At 73.1% G+C, this 20965-nt stretch carries 19 protein-coding genes and 1 tRNA gene; all 20 read left to right on the top strand.

Features of this window, described 5'->3' with window-relative positions; all coding sequences use genetic code 11:
• Positions 1 to 204: 204 nt before the first annotated feature.
• The 20 genes from ACZ5HG_RS08390 (at position 205) to ACZ5HG_RS08485 (ending at position 20278) form a co-directional block, all read left to right on the top strand.
• Positions 205 to 276 (top strand) — tRNA-Val (locus tag ACZ5HG_RS08390).
• 147 nt (positions 277 to 423) lie between these two features.
• A complete protein-coding gene (gene thrS, locus ACZ5HG_RS08395; RefSeq protein ID WP_464181745.1) occupies positions 424 to 2439 on the top strand; it encodes a threonine--tRNA ligase in 2016 nt (671 codons plus the stop codon).
• Positions 2426 to 2998 carry an HIT family protein gene (locus ACZ5HG_RS08400; RefSeq protein WP_464181747.1) on the top strand — a complete coding sequence of 191 codons (573 nt, stop codon included), beginning with the start codon at positions 2426 to 2428 and terminating at the stop codon, positions 2996 to 2998. Before thrS ends, ACZ5HG_RS08400 begins: the two co-directional genes overlap by 14 nt.
• 7 nt (positions 2999 to 3005) lie before the next feature.
• A complete protein-coding gene (gene pgsA, locus ACZ5HG_RS08405) occupies positions 3006 to 3614 on the top strand; it encodes a phosphatidylinositol phosphate synthase (RefSeq protein ID WP_464181748.1) in 609 nt (202 codons plus the stop codon).
• On the top strand, positions 3611 to 4612 hold the full coding sequence (locus ACZ5HG_RS08410) for a phosphatidylinositol mannoside acyltransferase (RefSeq protein WP_464181749.1): 1002 nt from the start codon (positions 3611 to 3613) through the stop codon (positions 4610 to 4612). Before pgsA ends, ACZ5HG_RS08410 begins: the two co-directional genes overlap by 4 nt.
• Before the next feature lie 44 nt (positions 4613 to 4656).
• Positions 4657 to 5856 (top strand): glycosyltransferase family 4 protein, encoded by a 1200-nt coding sequence (locus ACZ5HG_RS08415; RefSeq protein ID WP_464182127.1) that lies wholly within the window; start codon positions 4657 to 4659, stop codon positions 5854 to 5856.
• A complete protein-coding gene (locus ACZ5HG_RS08420; protein WP_464181751.1) occupies positions 5853 to 6479 on the top strand; it encodes a hypothetical protein in 627 nt (208 codons plus the stop codon). Before ACZ5HG_RS08415 ends, ACZ5HG_RS08420 begins: the two co-directional genes overlap by 4 nt.
• 94 nt (positions 6480 to 6573) lie before the next feature.
• Positions 6574 to 7497, top strand: a complete 924-nt coding sequence (gene pdxS / locus ACZ5HG_RS08425) for a pyridoxal 5'-phosphate synthase lyase subunit PdxS (protein ID WP_464181753.1) — start codon at positions 6574 to 6576, stop codon at positions 7495 to 7497.
• On the top strand, positions 7494 to 8123 hold the full coding sequence (locus ACZ5HG_RS08430) for an NUDIX hydrolase (protein WP_464181755.1): 630 nt from the start codon (positions 7494 to 7496) through the stop codon (positions 8121 to 8123). The genes pdxS and ACZ5HG_RS08430 overlap by 4 nt, the downstream gene beginning before the upstream one ends.
• 50 nt (positions 8124 to 8173) lie before the next feature.
• Positions 8174 to 9370, top strand: coding sequence for a pyridoxal phosphate-dependent aminotransferase (locus tag ACZ5HG_RS08435; protein WP_464181756.1), 1197 nt, complete (start codon positions 8174 to 8176; stop codon positions 9368 to 9370).
• Between the two features lie 51 nt (positions 9371 to 9421).
• Positions 9422 to 10054, top strand: coding sequence for a pyridoxal 5'-phosphate synthase glutaminase subunit PdxT (gene pdxT, locus ACZ5HG_RS08440; protein ID WP_464181757.1), 633 nt, complete (start codon positions 9422 to 9424; stop codon positions 10052 to 10054).
• Between the two features lie 92 nt (positions 10055 to 10146).
• The gene (locus tag ACZ5HG_RS08445) at positions 10147 to 10902 is read left to right on the top strand and encodes a YebC/PmpR family DNA-binding transcriptional regulator (protein WP_464181758.1); all 756 of its coding nucleotides are present in this window, start codon (positions 10147 to 10149) and stop codon (positions 10900 to 10902) included.
• Positions 10903 to 11020: 118 nt separating this feature from the next.
• Complete coding sequence (gene ruvC, locus ACZ5HG_RS08450) at positions 11021 to 11593, top strand: crossover junction endodeoxyribonuclease RuvC (RefSeq protein WP_464181759.1); 573 nt, start codon at positions 11021 to 11023, stop codon at positions 11591 to 11593.
• 85 nt (positions 11594 to 11678) lie between these two features.
• Complete coding sequence (gene ruvA / locus ACZ5HG_RS08455; protein ID WP_464181761.1) at positions 11679 to 12296, top strand: Holliday junction branch migration protein RuvA; 618 nt, start codon at positions 11679 to 11681, stop codon at positions 12294 to 12296.
• The gene (ruvB, locus tag ACZ5HG_RS08460; RefSeq protein ID WP_464181762.1) at positions 12289 to 13335 is read left to right on the top strand and encodes a Holliday junction branch migration DNA helicase RuvB; all 1047 of its coding nucleotides are present in this window, start codon (positions 12289 to 12291) and stop codon (positions 13333 to 13335) included. Before ruvA ends, ruvB begins: the two co-directional genes overlap by 8 nt.
• A gap of 188 nt (positions 13336 to 13523) precedes the next feature.
• Positions 13524 to 13955: a preprotein translocase subunit YajC gene (yajC, locus tag ACZ5HG_RS08465; RefSeq protein ID WP_464181763.1), complete on the top strand. Its 432-nt coding sequence runs from the start codon at positions 13524 to 13526 to the stop codon at positions 13953 to 13955.
• Positions 13956 to 14049: 94 nt separating this feature from the next.
• Complete coding sequence (gene secD / locus ACZ5HG_RS08470; RefSeq protein ID WP_464181764.1) at positions 14050 to 15918, top strand: protein translocase subunit SecD; 1869 nt, start codon at positions 14050 to 14052, stop codon at positions 15916 to 15918.
• Positions 15918 to 17024, top strand: coding sequence for a protein translocase subunit SecF (secF, locus tag ACZ5HG_RS08475; RefSeq protein WP_464181765.1), 1107 nt, complete (start codon positions 15918 to 15920; stop codon positions 17022 to 17024). Before secD ends, secF begins: the two co-directional genes overlap by 1 nt.
• Entirely contained in the window at positions 17021 to 17578 is a 558-nt protein-coding gene (locus tag ACZ5HG_RS08480; protein ID WP_464181767.1) for an adenine phosphoribosyltransferase, read from the top strand. Before secF ends, ACZ5HG_RS08480 begins: the two co-directional genes overlap by 4 nt.
• Positions 17579 to 17947: 369 nt before the next feature.
• Positions 17948 to 20278 carry a RelA/SpoT family protein gene (locus ACZ5HG_RS08485; protein ID WP_464181768.1) on the top strand — a complete coding sequence of 777 codons (2331 nt, stop codon included), beginning with the start codon at positions 17948 to 17950 and terminating at the stop codon, positions 20276 to 20278.
• The last annotated feature ends 687 nt before the right edge of the window (positions 20279 to 20965 follow it).

Here is a 20965-nt window from a genome sequence, read left to right on the forward strand (position 1 = left end):
TCACGTCTCACGAGTTCACCGGGCGCGAGACTGACATCATGACAGGCCCGTGCGGTTCCGCCGAGGGCCGGCACGGAACTTCACCCGGTGGGAGTCCTCCGGGTGGTCCCGCCGGCTCCGGCACGGGTGCACGCGGCGGATCGAGCGGGTGGACGGAGCCGGTTCGCGAGCACCCCCGCCGATCAGGTAACGTACTCACCTGCCGGGCGATTGGCGCAGTGGTAGCGCGCTTCGTTCACACCGAAGAGGTCACTGGTTCGAACCCAGTATCGCCCACCGGCTGACGGCCCCTGGTCCCTCGTGGACCGGGGGCCGTTCGCGTTTCCCGGACACGTCCGCGCACGGTGCCGGCAGGACTCACGCGGTCGGTAGCATCGACCTGCGTCCGCGCGCGAGGTGCGGGCCGGAAGGAGAGCAGGCACCGTGCCCGAACCCATCACCCTGACCGTCGACGGCACGAGCACCACCGCCGAGACCGGGACGACGGGGGCGGACCTGTTCTCCTCTCGCCGCGAGGTCGTCGTGGTCCGCGTGGACGGCGAGCTGTGGGACCTGTCCCGCCCGCTGCCGGACGGCGCCACCGTCGAGGCCGTGACGATCGACTCCCCGGACGGCCTGGCCGTGCTGCGCCACTCGGCCGCGCACGTGCTCGCGCAGGCGGTGCAGGAGGTCAACCCGACCGCCAAGCTCGGCATCGGCCCGCCGGTGACCGACGGCTTCTACTACGACTTCGACGTCGAGACCCCGTTCACCCCGGAGGACCTGCGCGCCCTGGAGAAGGTGATGTCCCGGATCGTCAAGGAGGGGCAGACCTTCCGCCGGGTGGAGGTCACCGACGACGAGGCGCGGGCGATCGAGGCCGGCGAGCCGTACAAGATGGAGCTGATCGGCCTGAAGTCCACCGCTGCGACGGCGGGCGAGGGCGCCTCCGTCGAGGTCGGCGAGGGCGGTCTGACCTTCTACCAGAACGTGCGCGGCGCCGGCCGTGAGTCCGAGACGGTCGTCTGGCAGGACCTGTGCCGCGGCCCGCACCTGCCCAGCACGAAGCTGCTCGGCAACGGCTTCCAGCTGATGCGCTCGGCGGCGGCGTACTGGCGCGGCAGCGAGAAGAACCCGCAGCTCCAGCGGATCTACGGCACCGCGTGGCCGACCAAGGACGAGCTCAAGGCGTACCTGGACCGGATCGCCGAGGCCGAGCGCCGCGACCACCGTCGGCTCGGCACCGAGCTGGACCTGTTCTCCTTCCCGGACGAGATCGGCTCCGGCCTGGCGGTGTTCCACCCCAAGGGCGGCATCATCCGGATGGAGATGGAGGAGTATTCGCGCCGCCGGCACGTGCAGGCGGGCTACTCCTTCGTGAACTCCCCGCACATCACCAAGGAGCAGCTGTTCCAGACCTCCGGGCACCTGGACTGGTACGCCGACGGCATGTACCCGCCCATGCAGCTCGACGAGGAGCGGGACGCCGACGGCAACGTCCGCAAGGCGGGGCAGAACTACTACCTCAAGCCGATGAACTGCCCGATGCACAACCTGATCTACCGCTCGCGCGGGCGCTCGTACCGTGAGCTGCCGCTGCGGCTGTTCGAGTTCGGCACGGTGTACCGGTACGAGAAGTCCGGCGTGGTGCACGGCATGACGCGTGCCCGCGGCTTCACCCAGGACGACGCGCACATCTACTGCACCCGCGAGCAGATGAAGGACGAGCTGACCAGCCTGCTCACCTTCGTGCTCGACCTGCTCAAGGACTACGGCCTGGACGACTTCTACCTGGAGCTGTCCACCCGCAACCCGGAGAAGTCGGTCGGCGACGACGCGGTGTGGGACGAGGCGACCCGCACCCTGGAGGAGGTCGCCACCGCCTCCGGCCTGGACCTGGTGCCGGACCCGGGCGGCGCGGCGTTCTACGGCCCGAAGATCTCCGTGCAGGCCAAGGACGCGATCGGCCGCACCTGGCAGATGTCGACCATCCAGCTCGACTTCAACCTGCCCGAGCGCTTCGAGCTCGAGTACACCGCCTCGGACGGCACCCGGCAGCGCCCGGTGATGATCCACCGCGCGCTGTTCGGCTCGATCGAGCGGTTCTTCGCGGTGCTGACCGAGCACTACGCGGGCGCGTTCCCGGCCTGGCTGGCGCCGGTGCAGGTGCTCGCGGTGCCGGTGGCGGAGCCCTTCGAGCCGTACCTGGACGAGGTCGTCGCGCAGCTGCGCGCGCAGGGGATCCGCGCCGAGGTGGACCGCTCCAGCGACCGCTTCGGCAAGAAGATCCGCAACGCGAGCACGCAGAAGATCCCGTTCGTGCTGATCGCGGGCGGCGAGGACGCGGAGGCGGGTGCGGTGTCCTTCCGGTACCGCGACGGTCACCAGGACAACGGCGTGCCGGTGGCCGAGGCGGTCGAGCGGATCGTGTCCGCGGTCCGTGACCATGCCCAGGTCTGACGGCGACGTCGTGCCGGAGCCGGCCGGCACCCTGCCCGGGGTGCCGGACGGCTTCGGCCGGCTGTGGGTGCCGCACCGGATGGCGTACATCGGCGGAGAGAACAAGCCGGACGACTCCGCCGCCGGGTCGCAGTGCCCGTTCTGCCGGGCGCCGTCGCTTCCCGACGAGGACGCGCTGATCGTCGCCCGGGGCACCACCGCCTACGTGCTGCTCAATCTGTACCCGTACAACGGCGGGCACGTGCTGGTCTGCCCGTACCGGCACGTGGCCGACTACACCGACCTGGAGCCCGCCGAGGTGGTGGAGGTCGCCGAGCTGACCCGCACCGCCATGCGCGTGCTGCGCGAGGTCAGCGCACCGGCCGGCTTCAACCTGGGCATGAACCAGGGCGACGTGGCGGGGGCCGGGATCGCCGCGCACCTGCACCAGCACGTCGTGCCGCGCTGGGCGGGGGACGCGAACTTCCTGCCCGTGGTGGGGCAGACCCGCGCGCTGCCGGAGCTGCTGCACGACACCCGCGCCCGGCTGGCCGCGGCGTGGCCGACGACCGAGGAGTGACCCGCACGTGCTGAACCGACTGCGCGGCGCCATGACCCGCCTGTTCACCCCGGTGGCCGACGTGCTGCTCAAGCGCGGGGTGTCGCCGGACGCGGTGACGATCACCGGCACCGTCCTGGTGGTCGCGACCGCGCTCTGGCTGTTCCCGACCGGGCACTTCCTGGCCGCGAGCCTGATCATCGCGTTCTTCGCGCTCACCGACTCCCTCGACGGGGTGATGGCCCGGCGCGCCGGCCGCTCCGGCCCGTGGGGGGCTTTCCTGGACTCGACGCTGGACCGCTTCGGCGACGCGGCGATCTTCAGCGGCCTGGTGCTGTGGTTCATCGGCGAGGGCGACTCGACCTGGGGCGCCGGGCTCGCGCTGGCCTGCCTCGTGCTCGGCGCGATCGTGCCCTACGCCCGGGCCCGTGCCGAGGGCCTGGGCATGACCGCGCAGGTCGGGATCGCGGAGCGCGCGGACCGGCTGGCCGCCGTGCTGGTCGCCACCGCGCTGATCGGGGTCGGGGTCCCGCAGGTCGTGCTGGTCGTGGTGCTCGGGCTGCTCGCGGTGGCCTCGTTCGTCACGGTGATCCAGCGGATGGTCGTGGTCCGGCGTCAGGCGGTGGACGCCGCGTGACGCAGGAGAGCAGCACGCCGCGCACCCGTCGCGGCCCGGACGTCGCCGCGCTGTACGCCTTCGCCTGGCGGGTCACCGGTCGCCTGCCGGACGCCGTGGTGCGCGGCGCGTTCCGGCTGGTCGCCGACGTGACCTGGCTGCGCCGGGGTGGCGGGGTGCGTCAGCTGGAGGCCAACCTGCGGCGGGTGCGCCCGCACGCCGACCCGCGCGAGCTGCGCCGGCTGAGCCTGGCCGGGATGCGCTCGTACATGCGGTACTTCGGCGAGGCGTTCGCGCTGTCCGGGTCGACGCCGGAGCAGATCACCGCGCGGGTGCGGCTGGCGGACGGCGACCAGGTGGTCGAGGAGATCGCGAGCGGCCGGATGGTCGTGATGGCGCTGGGCCACCTGGGCAACTGGGACCTGGCCGGTGCCTGGGCCACGAAGCACCTGGGGCGGACCGTGACGGTCGCCGAGCGGCTGAAGCCGGAGGCGCTGTTCCAGGAGTTCCTGGCGTTCCGCGAGTCGATCGGCCTGGAGATCATCCCGCTCGAGACCGCCGGCGGCGGGGTGTTCCGCGAGCTGGTCCGCGCGGTGAAGAAGCCCGGCGGGGGACTGGTGCCGCTGCTGGCCGACCGCGACCTGACGGCCCGCGGGGTCGAGGTGACGATGTTCGGCGAGCGCGCCCGTGTGGCGGCGGGCCCGGCGGCCCTGTCGGTGTCCACCGGGGCGCCTCTGGTGACCGCGGTGCTCTCCTACGAGCGGCTGACCGGTGCCCGGCGTCGCGCGGCCGGCACCCCGTGGGGCCTGGTGATCGAGTTCGGCCCCCTGCTGACCGTGCCGGCGGACCTGCCGAAGAACGAGCGTGTGCCGACGCTGACCCAGCTGTGGGTGGACGCGCTCGCGGACGGCATCGACCGGCACCCGGAGGACTGGCACATGCTGCAGAAGGTCTTCGTGGCCGACCTCGACCCGGAGCGCTACGCGAAGACGCTGGCGGACGAGGCGGCGGGCGCATGACCGGCGTGCCCGGCCTCGACGCGCTGGAGCGTCCGGAGCGCCCGCTGCGGATCGGGATCGTCTGCCCGTACTCCTTCGACGTGCCCGGCGGTGTGCAGTTCCACGTGCGGGACCTCGCCGAGGCTCTGATCGGGCGCGGGCACAGCGTCTCGGTGCTGGCCCCGGCCGACGAGGACACCCCGATCCCGGAGTACATGACCTCGGCGGGCAAGGCGGTGCCGGTGCGCTACAACGGCGCCGTCGCCCGGCTGACCTTCGGTCCGATGACCGCCGCGCGGGTGCGCCGCTGGCTGGAGGCGGGGCGGTTCGACGTGCTGCACCTGCACGAGCCGGTGACGCCCTCGCTGTCGATGCTGGCGCTGTGGATCGCGGACGGCCCGGTCGTCGCGACCTTCCACTCCTCCCTGGTGCGCTCGCGCTCGTTGCAGATCGCGTACCCGCTGGTCCGGCAGTCGCTGGAGAAGATCAGCGCCCGGATCGCGGTGTCCGAGGACGCCCGCCGCACGCTGGTGGACCACCTGGGCGGCGACGCCGTGGTGATCCCGAACGGCGTGTTCGTGGACGCGTTCCACGTCGAGAAGGACCCGCGGTGGACCGGCACGCCCGAGGCGCCGACCGTGGTGTTCCTCGGCCGGCTGGACGAGCCGCGCAAGGGACTGCCGGTCCTGCTGGAGGCCGTGCCCGCGCTGCGCCGGGCGGTCCCCGGGGTGCGCGTGCTGGTGGTGGGGCGCGGCGAGACCGGGCCGGACGACGTCCGCGAGCTGCTGGGCGAGGACGCCGCCGCCGTCGAGTTCGTCGGCGGGGTGAGCGACGAGGACAAGGCCCGGCTGCTCGCCTCGGCGGACGTGTACGTGGCGCCGCAGACCGGCGGCGAGTCCTTCGGGATCGTGCTGGTCGAGGCGATGAGCGCCGGCACCGCCGTGGTCGCGAGCGACCTGGGCGCCTTCCGTCGGGTGCTGGACGAGGGGAACGCCGGCGTGCTGTTCCGCACCGGCGACAGCGCCGACCTGGCACGCACCCTGATCGAGCTGCTGGGCGACCCGGAGCGGCGCGCGGCGGTGGCCGAGGCCGGTGCGCGCGCGGTCTGGCGCTACGACTGGTCCTCGGTGGCGCACGAGATCCTCACCGTCTACGAGATGGCCGTCGAGGGCAGCGAGGCGCCGGTCGGCGAGGACCCGACGTCGCGGCGCGGTGCCCGCCGGCTCGACCTGCGCCGGATGCGCGGGGAGGAGGACGCCCGATGAGCTGGTCCGAGACCGCCGTGCTCGTGGTGGCCGTGCTGGTGGTGCTGGTCTGGTGGACGTGGGTCTCCGCCTCCCGGATCGACCGGCTGCACCGCAAGGTCGAGGCCTCCCGCGCCGTGGTGGACACCCAGCTGATGCGCCGGGCGTCCGCCGCCTCGACGCTGGCCGCCTCCGGGCTGCTCGACCCGGTCAGCTCCGTGCTGGTCGGCGAGGCGTCCTGGGCGTCGATCAGCGCGGGCACCCCCGGCACGCAGGGCATGGGGCCGCTGCCGACCGAGCTGGTCGGCGAGGACCGGGCGACGGTGGACCGCGGGCTGATCGAGAGCGAGCTGTCCTCCACCCTGCGCGAGGCGCTGGACGACCCCGAGGAGGTCGCCGAGGTCCGCGACGAGCCGGGCGGCGACGACCTGCTCGACGCCCTGGCCGACGCCTGGTACCGGGTGCAGCTCGCCCGCCGGTTCCACAACGAGGCGGTCGCCCAGGCGCAGCGGATGCGGCGCGGTCGCGTCGTGCGCGCGCTGCGGCTGGCCGGTCGTGCGCCCCTGCCGCAGACCCTCGAGCTGGACGACTCCTGGCCACCCGCGCTGGGCCGTCCGGGCGCCCCGCCCGGCGCCGACACGTGACGCGCGTCCACGCCGTGACCACCGGAACCGCCCGCCCGGGCGGTGACTACGATGGGTGGCGGAACCCACCCTCCTTCGATCCTGCGAGGACACCGTGACCAGCGAGAGCACCCAGCCCACGACCAGCGACACCGCCTCGGTGGTCGGCACCGCCCGCGTCAAGCGCGGCATGGCCGAGATGCTGAAGGGCGGCGTCATCATGGACGTCGTCACCGCCGAGCAGGCCAAGATCGCCGAGGACGCCGGCGCGGTGGCCGTGATGGCGCTGGAGCGCGTGCCCGCCGACATCCGTGCCCAGGGCGGCGTGGCGCGGATGAGCGACCCCGACCTGATCGACGGGATCATCTCGACCGTCTCGATCCCGGTGATGGCCAAGGCCCGGATCGGTCACTTCGTCGAGGCGCAGGTGCTGCAGAGCCTCGGCGTCGACTACATCGACGAGTCCGAGGTGCTGACCCCGGCGGACTACGCGCACCACATCGACAAGTGGCAGTTCACCGCCCCGTTCGTCTGCGGCGCCACCAACCTGGGCGAGGCGCTGCGCCGGATCACCGAGGGCGCGGCGATGATCCGCTCCAAGGGCGAGGCCGGCACCGGTGACGTCTCGAACGCCACCACCCACATGCGCACCATCCGCGACGAGATCCGCCGCCTGACCTCCCTGCCGGAGGACGAGCTGTTCCTCGCCGCCAAGGAGCTGCAGGCGCCGTACGAGCTGGTCGCCGAGGTCGCGAAGAACGGCAAGCTGCCGGTCGTGCTGTTCACCGCGGGCGGCATCGCCACCCCGGCCGACGCGGCGATGATGATGCAGCTCGGCGCCGAGGGCGTGTTCGTCGGCTCCGGCATCTTCAAGTCCGGCAACCCGGCGCAGCGCGCCGCCGCGATCGTCAAGGCGACCACCTTCTACGACGACCCGGACGTGATCGCCAAGGTCTCCCGCGGCCTGGGCGAGGCCATGGTCGGCATCAACGTCGACGACGTGCCGGTGCCGCACCGCCTCGCCGACCGCGGCTGGTGAGCAGCACGTCTCCCGTCGACGGCCCGTCCGCCCCGCAGGGGGAGGGCGGGCCGTCCGCCGTTCCCGGAGCAGTCGCGCCCGCGCCGAGCGTGCCCTCGACGCTCAGCGACGAGTGGGTGCCGGGGCCGGACGGGGTGCCGTTCCGCCGGGCCGCCCGGGTGATCCTGCTCGACGCCGAGGACCGGCTGCTCCTGCTGCGCGGGCACGACCTGGACCAGCCGGAGCGCTCCTGGTGGTTCACCGTCGGCGGCGGGATCGAGCCGGGGGAGTCGGACGCGCAGGGCGCCTTGCGCGAGCTCCGGGAGGAGACCGGCCTCGTGCTGGGCGAGGACGAGATCGTCGGCCCGGTGCTCACCCGCTCGGCGGTCTTCGACTTCTTCGCGCAGACCTGCCGGCAGGACGAGGTGTTCTACCTGGCCCGGGTGCCCTCCGGCCTGACGCTGCGGCACGACGGCTGGACCGAGGTCGAGACCGCGCTGATGGACGAGGTGCGCTGGTGGGCGCTGGACGACCTGGCCGAGGTGCGGATCGAGGTGTTCCCGGAGGGGCTGGTCGGCCTGGTGCGCCCGCTGCTGACGGGGTGGGACGGCACCGTCCGGCACCTGGGCACCCAGCACGACGCCTGAGGCGTACTGGGGAGTAACTTCCGGGCCGGAGGATCGGTTAGGGTCGGCCCGTGCCCACCTCCACCTCCTCCGTGACCCAGATCCACCGCAGCGGCATCCGTACGCTGATGGAGCTCGCCATGCGCGACCCCGAGGCGATCCGTCTCGAGATCGGCGAGCCCGACGCGACGACGCCCGCGCACGTGGTGGCCGCCGCGTCGCGCGACGCCGCCGCCGGGCACACCGCCTACACGTCCAGCACCGGCACGCCGGACCTGCGCGCCGCGCTCGCGGAGAAGGTCCGCCGGGTCAACGGCCTGGACGTCACCGCGGACGACGTGGTGGTGACGCACGGAGCCATGCACGGCCTGGCGATGGCGATCAACGCGCTGGCCGGCCCGGACGACCAGGTGCTGCTGCCGGACCCGGAGTTCCCGAACTGGCGGATGGCCGCCGTCGCCGCCGGCGTGCAGGTCGGCACCTACCCGGCGCGGGCCGAGAACGGCTTCGTGCCGACGCTCGCCGACATCGAGGCCGCGATCACCCCGGCGACGAAGATCCTGGTGGTCTGCTCGCCGAACAACCCCACCGGCGCGATGTACCCCGCCGAGCTGCTGGCCGGCGTGGTGGACATCGCCCGCCGCCACGACCTGTGGGTGTTCTCCGACGAGTGCTACGAGGCGATCACCTTCGACCAGCCGCACGTCAGCCCCGCGTCCTTCGACACCGACGACCGCGTGGTCACCTTCTTCTCCTTCTCCAAGACCTACGCCATGACCGGCTGGCGGATCGGCTACGTCGTCTCCCGCAGCGAGATGGTGGTCGACCTGCTCGGCCAGGTCGCCGAGGCCACCGTCGCCTGCCCCTCCTCGGTGGGCCAGCGCGCCGCGCTCGCCGCCCTCACCGGCCCGCAGGACGAGGTCGCTAAGGCGGTCGACTCCTACCGGGAGCGCCGGGACGCCGCCCGCGCGCTGCTCGCGGAGCGCGGGGTGCCCTCGGTGGAGCCGCAGGGCGCGTTCTACCTGATGGTGGACGTGTCCGCCGCCACCGACGACTCCGAGGCCTTCGCGCTGCGGCTGCTGGACGAGCGGCACGTGTCGGTCTCCCCGGGCAGCGCCTTCGGGGCCGGCGGCGAGGGCATGGTGCGCGTGTCGCTGGCCAGCGAGCGGGCCGGGCTGCTCGAGGGCCTGGGCCGGCTGGCCGACCTGGTGCACGGCTGGGACGTCGACCCGCTGGTCGAGGTCGACGGGGCCGTCCCGGTCGCCTGACCCGAGGGCGCGTCGGGGGATGGTCGCCGAGCGGTCGCGTCGATTCGTAGGATGAGACCCGTGACCTCCCCCTCCACCCCGACGATCGGCGTGCTCGCCCTCCAGGGCGACGTGCGCGAGCACCTGGCCGCACTGTCCGCGAGCGGTGCCCGCGCGGTGCCGGTGCGCCGCACCTCCGAGCTGGACGCCGTGGACGGCCTGGTGCTGCCGGGCGGCGAGTCGACCACCATCGACAAGCTGCTGCGCGCCTTCGAGCTGGACGGGCCGGTGCGCGAGCGCCTGCGCGCGGGCATGCCGGCCTACGGCTCCTGCGCCGGGATGATCCTGCTGGCGGACCGGATCGTCGGCGGGATCGAGGGCCAGCGCACGCTCGGCGGCCTGGACGTGACCGTCCGCCGGAACGCCTTCGGCCGGCAGGTGGACTCCTTCGAGACCGACCTGCGGATCGACGGCATCGCGGACAGCGCGGAGCAGCCGGTGCACGCCGTGTTCATCCGCGCGCCGTGGGTGGACGAGATCGGTCCGGCGGCCACCGCCCTGTCCCGGGTCGAGTCGGGGCCCGCCGCCGGTAGGATCGTCGCGGTGCGCCAGGGCTCGTTGCTCGCCACGTCCTTCCACCCGGAGGTGACGGGGGACACGCGGGTGCACCGGCTGTTCGTCGAGATCGTCCGCGACGCCCTGTGAGAGCGACGCGCTGATCGCCGCGGTGCTGTGGCGGTCGCGCGACGCACCGGCCGGGGGAGCGCAGGTCGACCGCGGAAACGAGAGGGTACGGAATGTCGGGTCACTCCAAGTGGGCCACCACGAAGCACAAGAAGGCCGTGATCGACGCGAAGCGCGGCAAGCTCTTCGCGAAGCTCATCAAGAACATCGAGGTCGCCGCCCGCACGGGCGGTGGTGACCCCGCGGGCAACCCGACGCTCTTCGACGCCATCCAGAAGGCGAAGAAGACCTCGGTCCCGAACGACAACATCGACCGCGCGATCAAGCGCGGCTCCGGCCAGGAGGCCGGCGGCGCCGACTACCAGACGATCCTCTACGAGGGCTACGGCCCCGGCGGCGTCGCGTTCCTGGTCGAGTGCCTCACCGACAACCGCAACCGCGCCGCCGCCGACGTGCGCGTCGCGTTCACCCGCAGCGGCGGCCAGATGGCCGACCCGGGCTCGGTGGCCTACCTGTTCTCCCGCAAGGGCGTCGTCATGGTCCCCAAGGAGGGCACCAGCGAGGACGCCGTGATGGAGGCGGTGCTCGAGGCCGGCGGCGAGGAGATCAACGACGCGGGCGACTCCTTCGAGGTGCTGTCCGAGGCGACCGACCTGGTCCCGGTGCGCACGGCCCTGCAGGACGCCGGCATCGAGTACGACTCCGCCGACGTGGTGTTCTACCCGGCCACGCAGATCGAGGTCGACGCCGAGGGCGCCCGCAAGGTGCTGCGGCTGATCGACGCGCTCGAGGACTCGGACGACGTGCAGAACGTCTACGCGAACTTCGACGCCTCGGACGAGGTCATGGCGGAGCTCGACGCCGACTGATCCCCGCGCGGTCCTGGTGACCGCTGCACGCACGACCCTGGACGCCAGGGTGCCGCCCGGACACGCCGGGTGCGCACCCTGGCGTCCGTCGCGTCCGGGGGCCTGCGAGGATGGCCGGGTGCGCGTGCTGGGAGTGGATCCGGGTCTGACCCGTTGCGGTCTGGGCGTCGTGGACGGACTGCCGGGCCGCCGTGCCCGGATGGTCGCGGTCGGCGTGGCCCGCACCGACCCGGGCGAGGACATCGACCAGCGGCTGCTCGGGGTGGCCGCCGCCCTGGACGAGTGGATCGAGGAGCACGCCCCGGACACCCTCGCCGTCGAGCGGGTGTTCGCCCAGCACAACCTGCGGACCGTGATGGGCACCGCGCAGGTCGCCGGGATCGCGATGCTCGCGGCCGCGCGGCACCGGGTGCCGGTGGCCCTGCACACGCCCAGCGAGGTCAAGGCTGCCGTCACCGGCAACGGCCGGGCCGACAAGGCGCAGGTGCAGACGATGGTCGCCCGGCTGCTCAGCCTGGACGAGATCCCGAAGCCCGCCGATGCCGCCGACGCGCTCGCGCTGGCGATCTGCCACCTGTGGCGTCCCGCCGGCGCGGTCGGCGCCCCGCAGCGCGCCCCGGGGTCGATGACGGCGGCGCAGCAGGCGTGGGCCGCCGCCGAGCAGAAGGCACGGCGCGCGGTCCGGCTGTGAGCGCGCGCCGCGCGGCGTTCGTACACGTGTTCGGATCCGTGGCAGACTGCGGGGGACCTCAGGTGGCAGCAGGAAGGAGCCGGGTGTGATCGCCTCGGTGCACGGGACGGTTCTCGCGGTGCGGCTGGACGCCGCCGTGGTCGAGGTCGGCGGTGTCGGCCTGCTGGTGCAGACCACCCCGGCGACGCTCGCGGGGCTGCGGGTCGGGCAGCAGGCGCGCCTGGCGACCTCGATGGTGGTCCGCGAGGAGTCGCTGACCCTGTTCGGCTTCGGCGACGAGGACGAGCGCGAGGTCTTCGAGATCCTGCAGACCGTCAGCGGCGTCGGCCCGCGTCTCGCGCTGGCGATGCTCGCCGTGCACACCCCGGACGGGCTGCGCCGTGCCGTCGCCGGCGAGGATCTGGCCGCCCTCAAGCGGGTGCCGGGCATCGGCCACAAGGGGGCCCAGCGCATCGTGCTCGAGCTGGCGGACCGGCTCGGCGCGCCGCACGGCGAGGTCACGTCGACCGGGGGCCGCGTGCCCGCTCCGGGGGACCGGCGGGACCAGGTGGTCGAGGCGCTGGTCGGCCTCGGCTGGAACCAGAAGGCCGCCGCCGACGCGGTCGGCCAGGTGCTCGGCGAGGGCGACGAGCCGGTCGGGGACGAGGATGTGGCGGGCGTGCTGCGCGCCGCCCTGCGCGCCCTGGGCGGTGGCCGTGGCTGAGCCGACCGTGGACGACGACGGCGGGGCCGGCCTGGTCCGGTCCGGTGCCGACGAGGTCGAGCGGGCCGCCGAGGCCGCGCTGCGCCCCCGGCACCTGGACGAGTTCGTCGGGCAGAAGGTCGTGCGCGAGCAGCTGTCGCTGGTGCTGGAGGCCGCCGTCGGCCGCGGCCGTGCCCCGGACCACGTGCTGCTGTCCGGGCCGCCCGGGCTCGGCAAGACCACCCTCGCCATGATCATCGCCGCCGAGCTCGGCGTCTCGCTGCGCGTCACCAGCGGCCCGGCCATCCAGCACGCCGGGGACCTCGCCGCGGTGCTGTCCTCCCTGGAGGAGGGCGAGGTGCTGTTCCTGGACGAGATCCACCGGCTCGCCCGGCCCGCCGAGGAGCTGCTGTACGTCGCCATGGAGGACTTCCGGGTGGACGTCGTCGTCGGCAAGGGTGCGGGGGCGTCGGCGATCCCGCTGGCGCTGCCCCCGTTCACCGTGGTCGGCGCCACCACCCGCGCCGGACTGCTGCCCGCACCGCTGCGCGACCGCTTCGGCTTCACCGGGCACCTCGACTTCTACGCCGACGACGAGCTGGAGCGGGTGCTGGTGCGCTCCGCCGGCCTGCTCGGCGTGCCGCTGGCCGGCGAGGCCGCGGCCGAGATCGCCTCCCGCTCGCGCGGCACCCCCCGGATCGCCAACCGGCTGCTGCGCCGGGTGCGCGACTGGGCGCAGGTGCGCGGAGACGGCACGCTGTCCCTCGACGCCGCACGGGCCGCCCTCGACGTCTACGAGGTGGACGTGCGCGGGCTCGACCGCCTCGACCGCGCCGTGCTCACCGCGCTGTGCACCCGCTTCGGCGGCGGCCCGGTGGGGCTGACCACGCTCGCGGTGGCCGTGGGGGAGGAGCCGGAGACCGTGGAGACCGTCGCGGAGCCGTTCCTGGTGCGCGAGGGGCTGATCGGGCGGACCCCGCGCGGACGCGTCGCGACGCCGGAGGCGTGGGCGCACCTCGGGCTGCGCGCCCCGGAGCCGAGCGGCACGCTGTTCGGCTGAGGGCGCGTGCGCACCCGTCCGTGCTGGTACGCAGGTCTGCGACCAGGGCACGGGTCCACCCGCTAGCATGGCGCGCGTGCGTCGCAGTGCTGCGCGCCGGGAACCGCCGACCACCTCTGGTCGTTAGGAGCGCGGAGCCGCGGCGCCTAGACTGCGGCGGACGTCATCACCGACTGGAGCATCTCGCTGTGGACCTTCTGATCATCCTCGTACTCGCCGTGGGCGCCATGTGGCTCATGACGAGCCGCACCCGCAAGCAGCAGCGCGCGGCCCTGAGCTTCCGCGACAACCTGCAGGCGGGCCAGGAGGTGCAGACCGCCTCGGGCATGCTCGGCACCGTGGTCGAGGTCGAGGACGGCGTCGTCACCCTCGAGTCGCCCTCCGGCAGCCAGACCCGCTGGGTGCTGGCCGCGATCTCCCGCCTGGTCGAGCCCCCCGTCGAGGACGAGGACGAGGACGGCTCCGACGAGGACGTCGATGACGAGTGGGAGGACGACGAGGACGTCGAGCAGGACGCGGACGAGGTGATCGGGACCATCGAGGTGCCCGACGACCTGTCCACGCTGCCGCCGGCCCGCGGCGAGGACGCCCCCGAGGACGAGGACAAGAAGAAGAAGTAGTCGCGCCGGCCCCCGGCCGCTCGTCGGCCGGGGTCTCCATCACCCGTACCGCCCGCACACCACGGGCGGTACGCGCACGAGAGAAGAAGATCCGTTGGCCCCACCCACCCGTCGCCGGCACCCGGCGCGCACGCTGGTCACGCTCGGTGTCCTGGTCGTCGCCGTCTTCGGCACCCTGTTCGCCGGCACCAAGCTCTCCGACGCCACCTGGGCGCCGAAGCTCGCGCTGGACCTGGAGGGCGGGACCCAGCTGATCCTCGCCCCGATCGCGGAGGACGCCTCCTCGGTCGACCAGGAGACCATCGACCAGGCGATCGAGGTGATCCGCCAGCGCGTGGACTCCTCCGGCGTCGCCGAGGCCGAGATCACCAGCCAGGGCGGGTCCAACATCGTCGTGGCCCTCCCCGGGCGCCCGAGCGAGGAGACCCTGGACCTGGTCCGGACCTCCGCGCAGATGGAGTTCCGCCCGGTCCTGACCTACGGCAACCCGACGCCGACGGCGGACGCCACGGCCACCTCCGACCCGACCGCCTCGGCGGACGCCACCGCGGAGCCCTCGGACGAGCCGACCAAGGACGCGCCGGACAGCGCCAGCGACGCCGAGTACTACATCACCCCGGCCGTGCAGGCGGCGTTCGACCAGCTCGACTGCACCGACCCGGCGAACCTCACCGGTGGCGGCGGCAACGACCCCGACACCGCGCTGGTCACCTGCGACCCCTCCGGCACCGTGAAGTACATCCTCGGGCCGGTCGAGGTGGAGGGCGACCGGATCAAGACCGCGTCCTCCGGCCTGCGCACCACCTCCACCGGTGCCGTCACCAACGAGTGGGTCGTCAACCTCGAGTTCGACTCGCAGGGCGCCGAGGAGTTCAAGGACGTCACCCAGCGGCTCCAGGCCCTGACGAGCCCGCAGAACCAGTTCGGCATCGTGCTCGACGGCCTGGTCATCTCCGCGCCCAGCCTGTCCAGCGGCACCGTGATCGCCGACGGCAAGGCCGAGATCTCCGGCTCCTTCACCCGCGACAGCGCGACCGCGCTGGCCAACCAGCTGAAGTTCGGCGCGCTGCCGCTGTCCTTCGAGGTGCAGAGCCAGGAGCAGATCTCCGCGACGCTCGGCTCCGAGCAGCTGGAGAAGGGTCTGATCGCCGGTGTGATCGGCCTGCTGCTGGTGGTGCTCTACTCGCTGTTCCAGTACCGCGCCCTCGGCCTGGTCACCGTCGCCTCGCTGGTCATCGCCGCGGTGCTCACCTACGGCGTGATCGCGCTGCTGTCCTGGGGCCAGGGCTACCGCCTGTCGCTGCCCGGCGTCGCCGGACTGATCGTGGCGATCGGCATCACCGCGGACTCGTTCATCGTGTACTTCGAACGCATCCGTGACGAGCTGCGCGAGGGCCGGACGCTGGTCGCCGCCGTGGACCGCGGGTGGGAGCGGGCGCGCCGCACGATCCTGGCCTCGGACGCGGTGAACTTCCTCGCTGCCGTCGTCCTCTACCTGCTCGCCGTCGGCGGGGTGCGCGGCTTCGCCTTCACCCTCGGACTGACGACGCTGCTCGACCTGCTGATCGTCTTCGTGTTCACCCACCCGGTGATGCTGCTGCTGGCCAGGACCAAGTTCTTCGGCAGCGGTCACCGGTTCTCCGGCCTGGACCCCAAGCGCCTCGGCGTCACCGAGTCCCCGCGCTACGTCGGCCGCGGCCGGGTCAGCAGCGGGCGCAAGCCCGCCGGCGAGGCCGCGCTGCTCGGCGCGGACGCGAGCACCACGACGTCCACCCTGGTGGAGACCCCGCACGGCCAGACCATCGCCGAGCGCCGCGCCGCCGAGCGCGCCGCAGCGGCGGGAGTGGCTGCCGAGACGGCCGGCGCGCCGGAGCCGGTGGCCGAGGCGCCGGACGGTGACGACGGACCGCCCGCGGACGTCGACCAGACCCAGACCCGACGCACCGAGGGGAGCGAGGGCTGATGGCCGTCAACTTCGCCCAGTGGGGCAACGACCTCTACACCGGTCGCCGCTCGTACGACATCGTCGGGCGCCGCCGGACGTGGTTCACCATCTCCGGCGTGCTCGTGGTGCTGTCCGCGATCCTGCTGATCTGGCCCGGCCTCGAGCCCGGCATCGAGTTCCGGGGTGGCTCCGAGTTCACCGTCTCGAACGTCAAGGACGCCGACCAGGACGCCGCCAGCGAGGCCGTCACCTCCGTGGCCCCGGAGGAGGTGCCGCGCGTCACCAGCGTCGGCTCGTCCACGCTGCGCATCCAGACCTCGACCCTGACCAACGACCAGGTCGAGCAGGTGCGCACCACCCTCGAGCAGACCTTCGACGTCACGGAGGACGACGTCGCGAGCTCGTTCATCGGCCCGACCTGGGGCAAGGACGTCTCGAACAAGGCGATCACCAGCCTCATCGTCTTCCTGGTGCTGGTCACGGTCGTCATGACGATCTACTTCCGCAACTGGCGGATGGCCATCGCGGCACTGATCGCGCTGTTCCACGACCTGGTCATCACCGCGGGCGTGTATGCGGCGGTCGGCTGGGAGGTCACGCCGGCGACGGTGATCGGCTTCCTGACGATCCTCGGGTACTCGATCTACGACACCGTCGTGGTGTTCGACAAGGTGCGCGAGAACACCGTCGCGATCACCGACCAGACGCGGGCCACCTACGCCGAGCGCGCGAACCTCGCGGTCAACCAGACCCTGGTCCGCTCGATCAACACCTCGGTCGTGGCGCTGCTCCCGGTCGCGGCGATCCTGTTCATCGGGGCCTTCGTGCTCGGCGCCGGCACGCTGCGCGACATCGCGCTCGCGCTGTTCGTCGGCATGATCGTCGGCGCGTTCTCCTCGATCTTCCTGGCGACGCCGCTCGAGGTCGCCTTCCGCAACGGTGAGCCCGCGATCCGCGCGCACACCACGAAGGTGCTGGCGGCCCGTGCCGGACGGACCGAGGAGGCGACCGCCGAGGGCGCCGAGGTGAGCACCGCCGACGTCGCGCGGGTCACCGGCCAGCTGCGTCCGGGCGGCCACCAGGGAGTCACCGCGCAGCCGCGCAAGAAGAAGGGACGGCGATGAGCGCCGGGAACGACACCGCCCTGAGCGGCGAGGCGCTGGTCGCACGGATCCACGAGCTCGTGCGCGACGTGCCGGACTACCCGACGGCCGGCGTGGTGTTCAAGGACATCACCCCGCTGCTCGCCGACGGCCCCGCCTTCGCGGCGGTCGTCCGCGAGATCGCCGCCCGGGTGCCCGGACCGGTCGACCTGGTCGCCGGCATGGAGGCGCGCGGGTTCATCCTCGCCGCCCCCGTCGCCCGCGAGCTCGGCGCCGGGTTCCTGCCGATCCGCAAGGCCGGCAAGCTGCCCGGACCGACCGCCTCCCGCCAGTACGAGCTGGAGTACGGGGCCGCCACCGTCGAGGTGCACCCGTTCACCGTCCCGCGGGGCGCGCGCGTGCTCGTCGTGGACGACGTGCTCGCCACCGGCGGCACCGCGGCGGCGACCGTCTCGCTGCTCGAGGAGTGCGGGGCGGAGATCGTCGGCCTGTCGTTCCTGATGGACCTGACGTTCCTGCCCGGGCGTTCCCAGCTCACCGGCTACCCGGTCGACGCACTGCTCGCCGTCGACTGAGCACCGGGCGGATCGCGGCCGCCGCGCAGGCAGCGGCCGGATCACCCGCAGCACCTCTACTGGCGCCCGCGCCCGTCCTCACGACGGACGCGGGCGCCGGTGCGTCGGGGGCGGCGGTCGGCGGGCGTGCCCGTGCGGTCCGCGCCCTCGGTGCGCGCGCACGAACTGCTCGCACCGAGCGCATCGCCCGCGTGTCCTCCACGCCCCGACCGTCCCGCGACGCCGCGACCTGCCGGTTCACCTGGTCGAGGTCACGATCGCGCATCGGAGGCCGCCGCGCCGGGGCGTGATCGCGCAGGGCGGAGAGCGAGGCTCCCACGACGCCGTAGAATCGTCCGGATCAGCAGCGCGACCACGGTGGAGGCGTCGATGGCGGACCCGGTACGGACGTCGACCACGCCCGAGGCGCGCGCGGAAGCCCCCACCGCGACGGGGGCCACCGCTCGGGTGCGCTCGCGCCTGGCCAGGTTCGGCACCGGGCGGGCCCCGACGCAGTCGCCGGTGATCGAGCCGCTGCTCCAGGCCGTCCGCACCAACCACCCGAAGGCCGACCTGACCCTGCTGGAGCGCGCCTACGCGACCGCCGAGCGCGCGCACCGGGGTCAGCTGCGCAAGAGCGGCGACCCGTACATCACGCACCCGGTGGCGGTGGCGACGATCCTGGCCGAGCTCGGCATGACGCCGCCGACGCTGGCCGCCGCGCTGCTGCACGACACCGTCGAGGACACCGACTACTCGCTCGAGCAGCTGCGCAGCGAGTACGGCCCCGAGATCGCGATGCTGGTCGACGGCGTGACCAAGCTCGACAAGGTCACCTACGGCGACGCCGCGCAGGCCGAGACCGTCCGCAAGATGGTCGTGGCGATGTCCCGCGACATCCGCGTGCTGGTGATCAAGCTCGCGGACCGGCTGCACAACGCGCGCACCTGGAAGTTCGTCCCGGCGGCCTCCGCGGAGAAGAAGGCCCGCGAGACGCTGGAGATCTACGCCCCGCTGGCGCACCGGCTCGGCATGAACACGATCAAGTGGGAGCTCGAGGACCTGTCGTTCTCGACGCTCTACCCCAAGGTGTACGACGAGATCGTGCACCTGGTGGCGGAGCGCGCCCCCGCCCGCGAGGAGTACCTGGCCGTCGTCCGCGAGCAGGTCGGCACCGACCTGCGCACCGCGAAGATCAAGGCCACGGTCACCGGCCGGCCGAAGCACTACTACTCGATCTACCAGAAGATGATCGTGCGGGGTCGCGACTTCGCCGACATCTACGACCTGGTGGGCGTGCGCGTCCTGGTCGACACCGTCCGGGACTGCTACGCGGCCCTCGGCGCCCTGCACGCGCGATGGAACCCGGTGCCCGGCCGGTTCAAGGACTACATCGCGATGCCGAAGTTCAACCTCTACCAGTCGCTGCACACGACGGTGATCGGCCCCGGCGGCAAGCCGGTGGAGATCCAGATCCGCACGCACGACATGCACCGTCGCGCGGAGTACGGCGTCGCGGCGCACTGGAAGTACAAGGAGGGCGCCAAGAACCAGGCCGGCGCCGAGGACTCCGCCGGCAACGACATGACCTGGCTGCGCCAGCTGGTCGACTGGCAGAAGGAGACCGCGGACCCGTCGGAGTTCCTGGACTCGCTGCGCTTCGAGATCGCCGACGGCGAGGTCTACGTCTTCACGCCCAAGGGCGACGTGATGGCGCTGCCCGCCGGCGCGACCCCGGTGGACTTCGCCTACGCGGTGCACACCGAGGTCGGCCACCGGACCATGGGCGCCCGGGTGAACGGGCGGCTGGTGCCGCTGGACTCGACGCTGGAGAACGGCGACGTGGTCGAGGTCTTCACCTCGAAGTCCGAGACCGCCGGCCCGAGCCGCGACTGGCTCGGCTTCGTCACCAGCCCGCGTGCGCGGAACAAGATCCGCCAGTGGTTCACCAAGGAGCGCCGCGAGGAGGCGATCGAGCAGGGCAAGGACCTCATCGCCAAGGCGATGCGGAAGCAGAACCTGCCGATCCAGCGCCTGCTGTCGCACGAGTCGCTGGTCGCCATCGCGAACGAGATGCGCTTCGCGGACGTCTCTGCGCTGTACGCGGCGATCGGCGAGGGCCAGGCGTCGGCGGCGAGCGTGGTGCAGCGCCTGGTGCACGCCATGGGCGGCGAGCCGGGCGCGGAGGAGGACATCGCCGAGACGGCGCGTCCCGGCCAGACCGCGCGGCGGGTGCGCACCGGTGATCCCGGCGTGGTCGTCAAGGGCGTGGACGACATCTGGGTCAAGCTCGCCAAGTGCTGCACGCCGGTGCCGGGCGACGACATCGTCGGCTTCGTCACCCGGGGCGCGGGCGTGAGCGTGCACCGCTCGGACTGCATCAACGTCACGCAGCTGCGCTCCGAGCCCGAGCGCATGGTGGACGTCGAGTGGAGCCAGGGCAGCACGGCGCTGTTCCTGGTGCAGATCCAGGTGGAGGCGCTGGACCGCAGCCGCCTGCTGTCGGACGTGACGCGGGTGCTGTCCGACCATCACGTCAACATCCTGTCCGCCTCGGTGTCGACCTCCCGCGACCGGGTGGCGATGTCCCGGTTCGTCTTCGAGATGGCCGAGCCCTCGCACCTCGCCTCGGTGCTGTCGGCGGTGCGCAAGGTCGAGGGCGTCTTCGACGTGTACCGGATCACCGGTGCCAAGGCGGGGGAGACCCCGGTCCTGCACTGACCGCCCGGCTCCTGCGCCATCAGCGCGCGCAGGGCGGTCTCGGCCTGCCGGATCCCGCGCCGGTTCGACCACGCGGCGAGCGCGAGCCACGCCGCGCCCAGATCGACCCCGGCGTGCGTGCGCAGCCGGTCGACCAGCGGCCGCGCACGGTCGAGCGGCACACGGCGCAGCAGCTCGACCGCCGTCCCGACCGGGTCCAGCACCGGGATCCCGGCGAGCACCACCACCCCGCCGGGCGAGGTGCGGCCGGCCGCCGCCGGCAGGCACGTGTCCAGCAGGTCGGGGCACGGCCCACCGGTGTGCACCCAGACCGCAGCGGCTCCGCAGACCGCACGACCCTTGGCAGGACGCTCCGGCAGCGCCGCCGCCCGGTGCACGGGCCGCACCGGCGTGCCGCCCGGGACGCCGACCTCGTCTGTGAGCGCCAGCACGGCGCCGTCGTGCACGAGCACCTGCCACGCCACCGAGCCGAGATCCGACCGGCGGACCACCGCGTCGGGATCGCGTGCGGGGCGCACCGGCGGGTCGTCGGCGGCCAGCCCGACGCGCGGGTTCGCGTCGAGCAGCGGGGCGGGGAGCCAGGGCGCGGTCATGCGGACAGCGTGACCTGCGCGCTGTCGGTCTCGCCAGGGGCACCTGGTCGGCCTGTGGACGACGGAGCGATCTCGGACCTGTGGACGGCTCGAC

This window comes from Cellulomonas sp. GTC20042, from assembly GCF_055389595.1.

Excerpts from the sequence above, each read along its gene's own strand:
- ACZ5HG_RS08400 (WP_464181747.1), top strand. The coding sequence starts at position 2,426 with ATGCCCAGGTCTGACGGCGACGTCGTGCCGGAGCCGGCCGGCACCCTG.
- ACZ5HG_RS08420 (WP_464181751.1), top strand. The coding sequence starts at position 5,853 with ATGAGCTGGTCCGAGACCGCCGTGCTCGTGGTGGCCGTGCTGGTGGTG.
- pdxT (WP_464181757.1), top strand. The coding sequence starts at position 9,422 with ATGAGACCCGTGACCTCCCCCTCCACCCCGACGATCGGCGTGCTCGCC.
- ACZ5HG_RS08445 (WP_464181758.1), top strand. The coding sequence starts at position 10,147 with ATGTCGGGTCACTCCAAGTGGGCCACCACGAAGCACAAGAAGGCCGTG.
- secF (WP_464181765.1), top strand. The coding sequence starts at position 15,918 with ATGGCCGTCAACTTCGCCCAGTGGGGCAACGACCTCTACACCGGTCGC.
- ACZ5HG_RS08480 (WP_464181767.1), top strand. The coding sequence starts at position 17,021 with ATGAGCGCCGGGAACGACACCGCCCTGAGCGGCGAGGCGCTGGTCGCA.
- ACZ5HG_RS08485 (WP_464181768.1), top strand. The coding sequence starts at position 17,948 with ATGGCGGACCCGGTACGGACGTCGACCACGCCCGAGGCGCGCGCGGAA.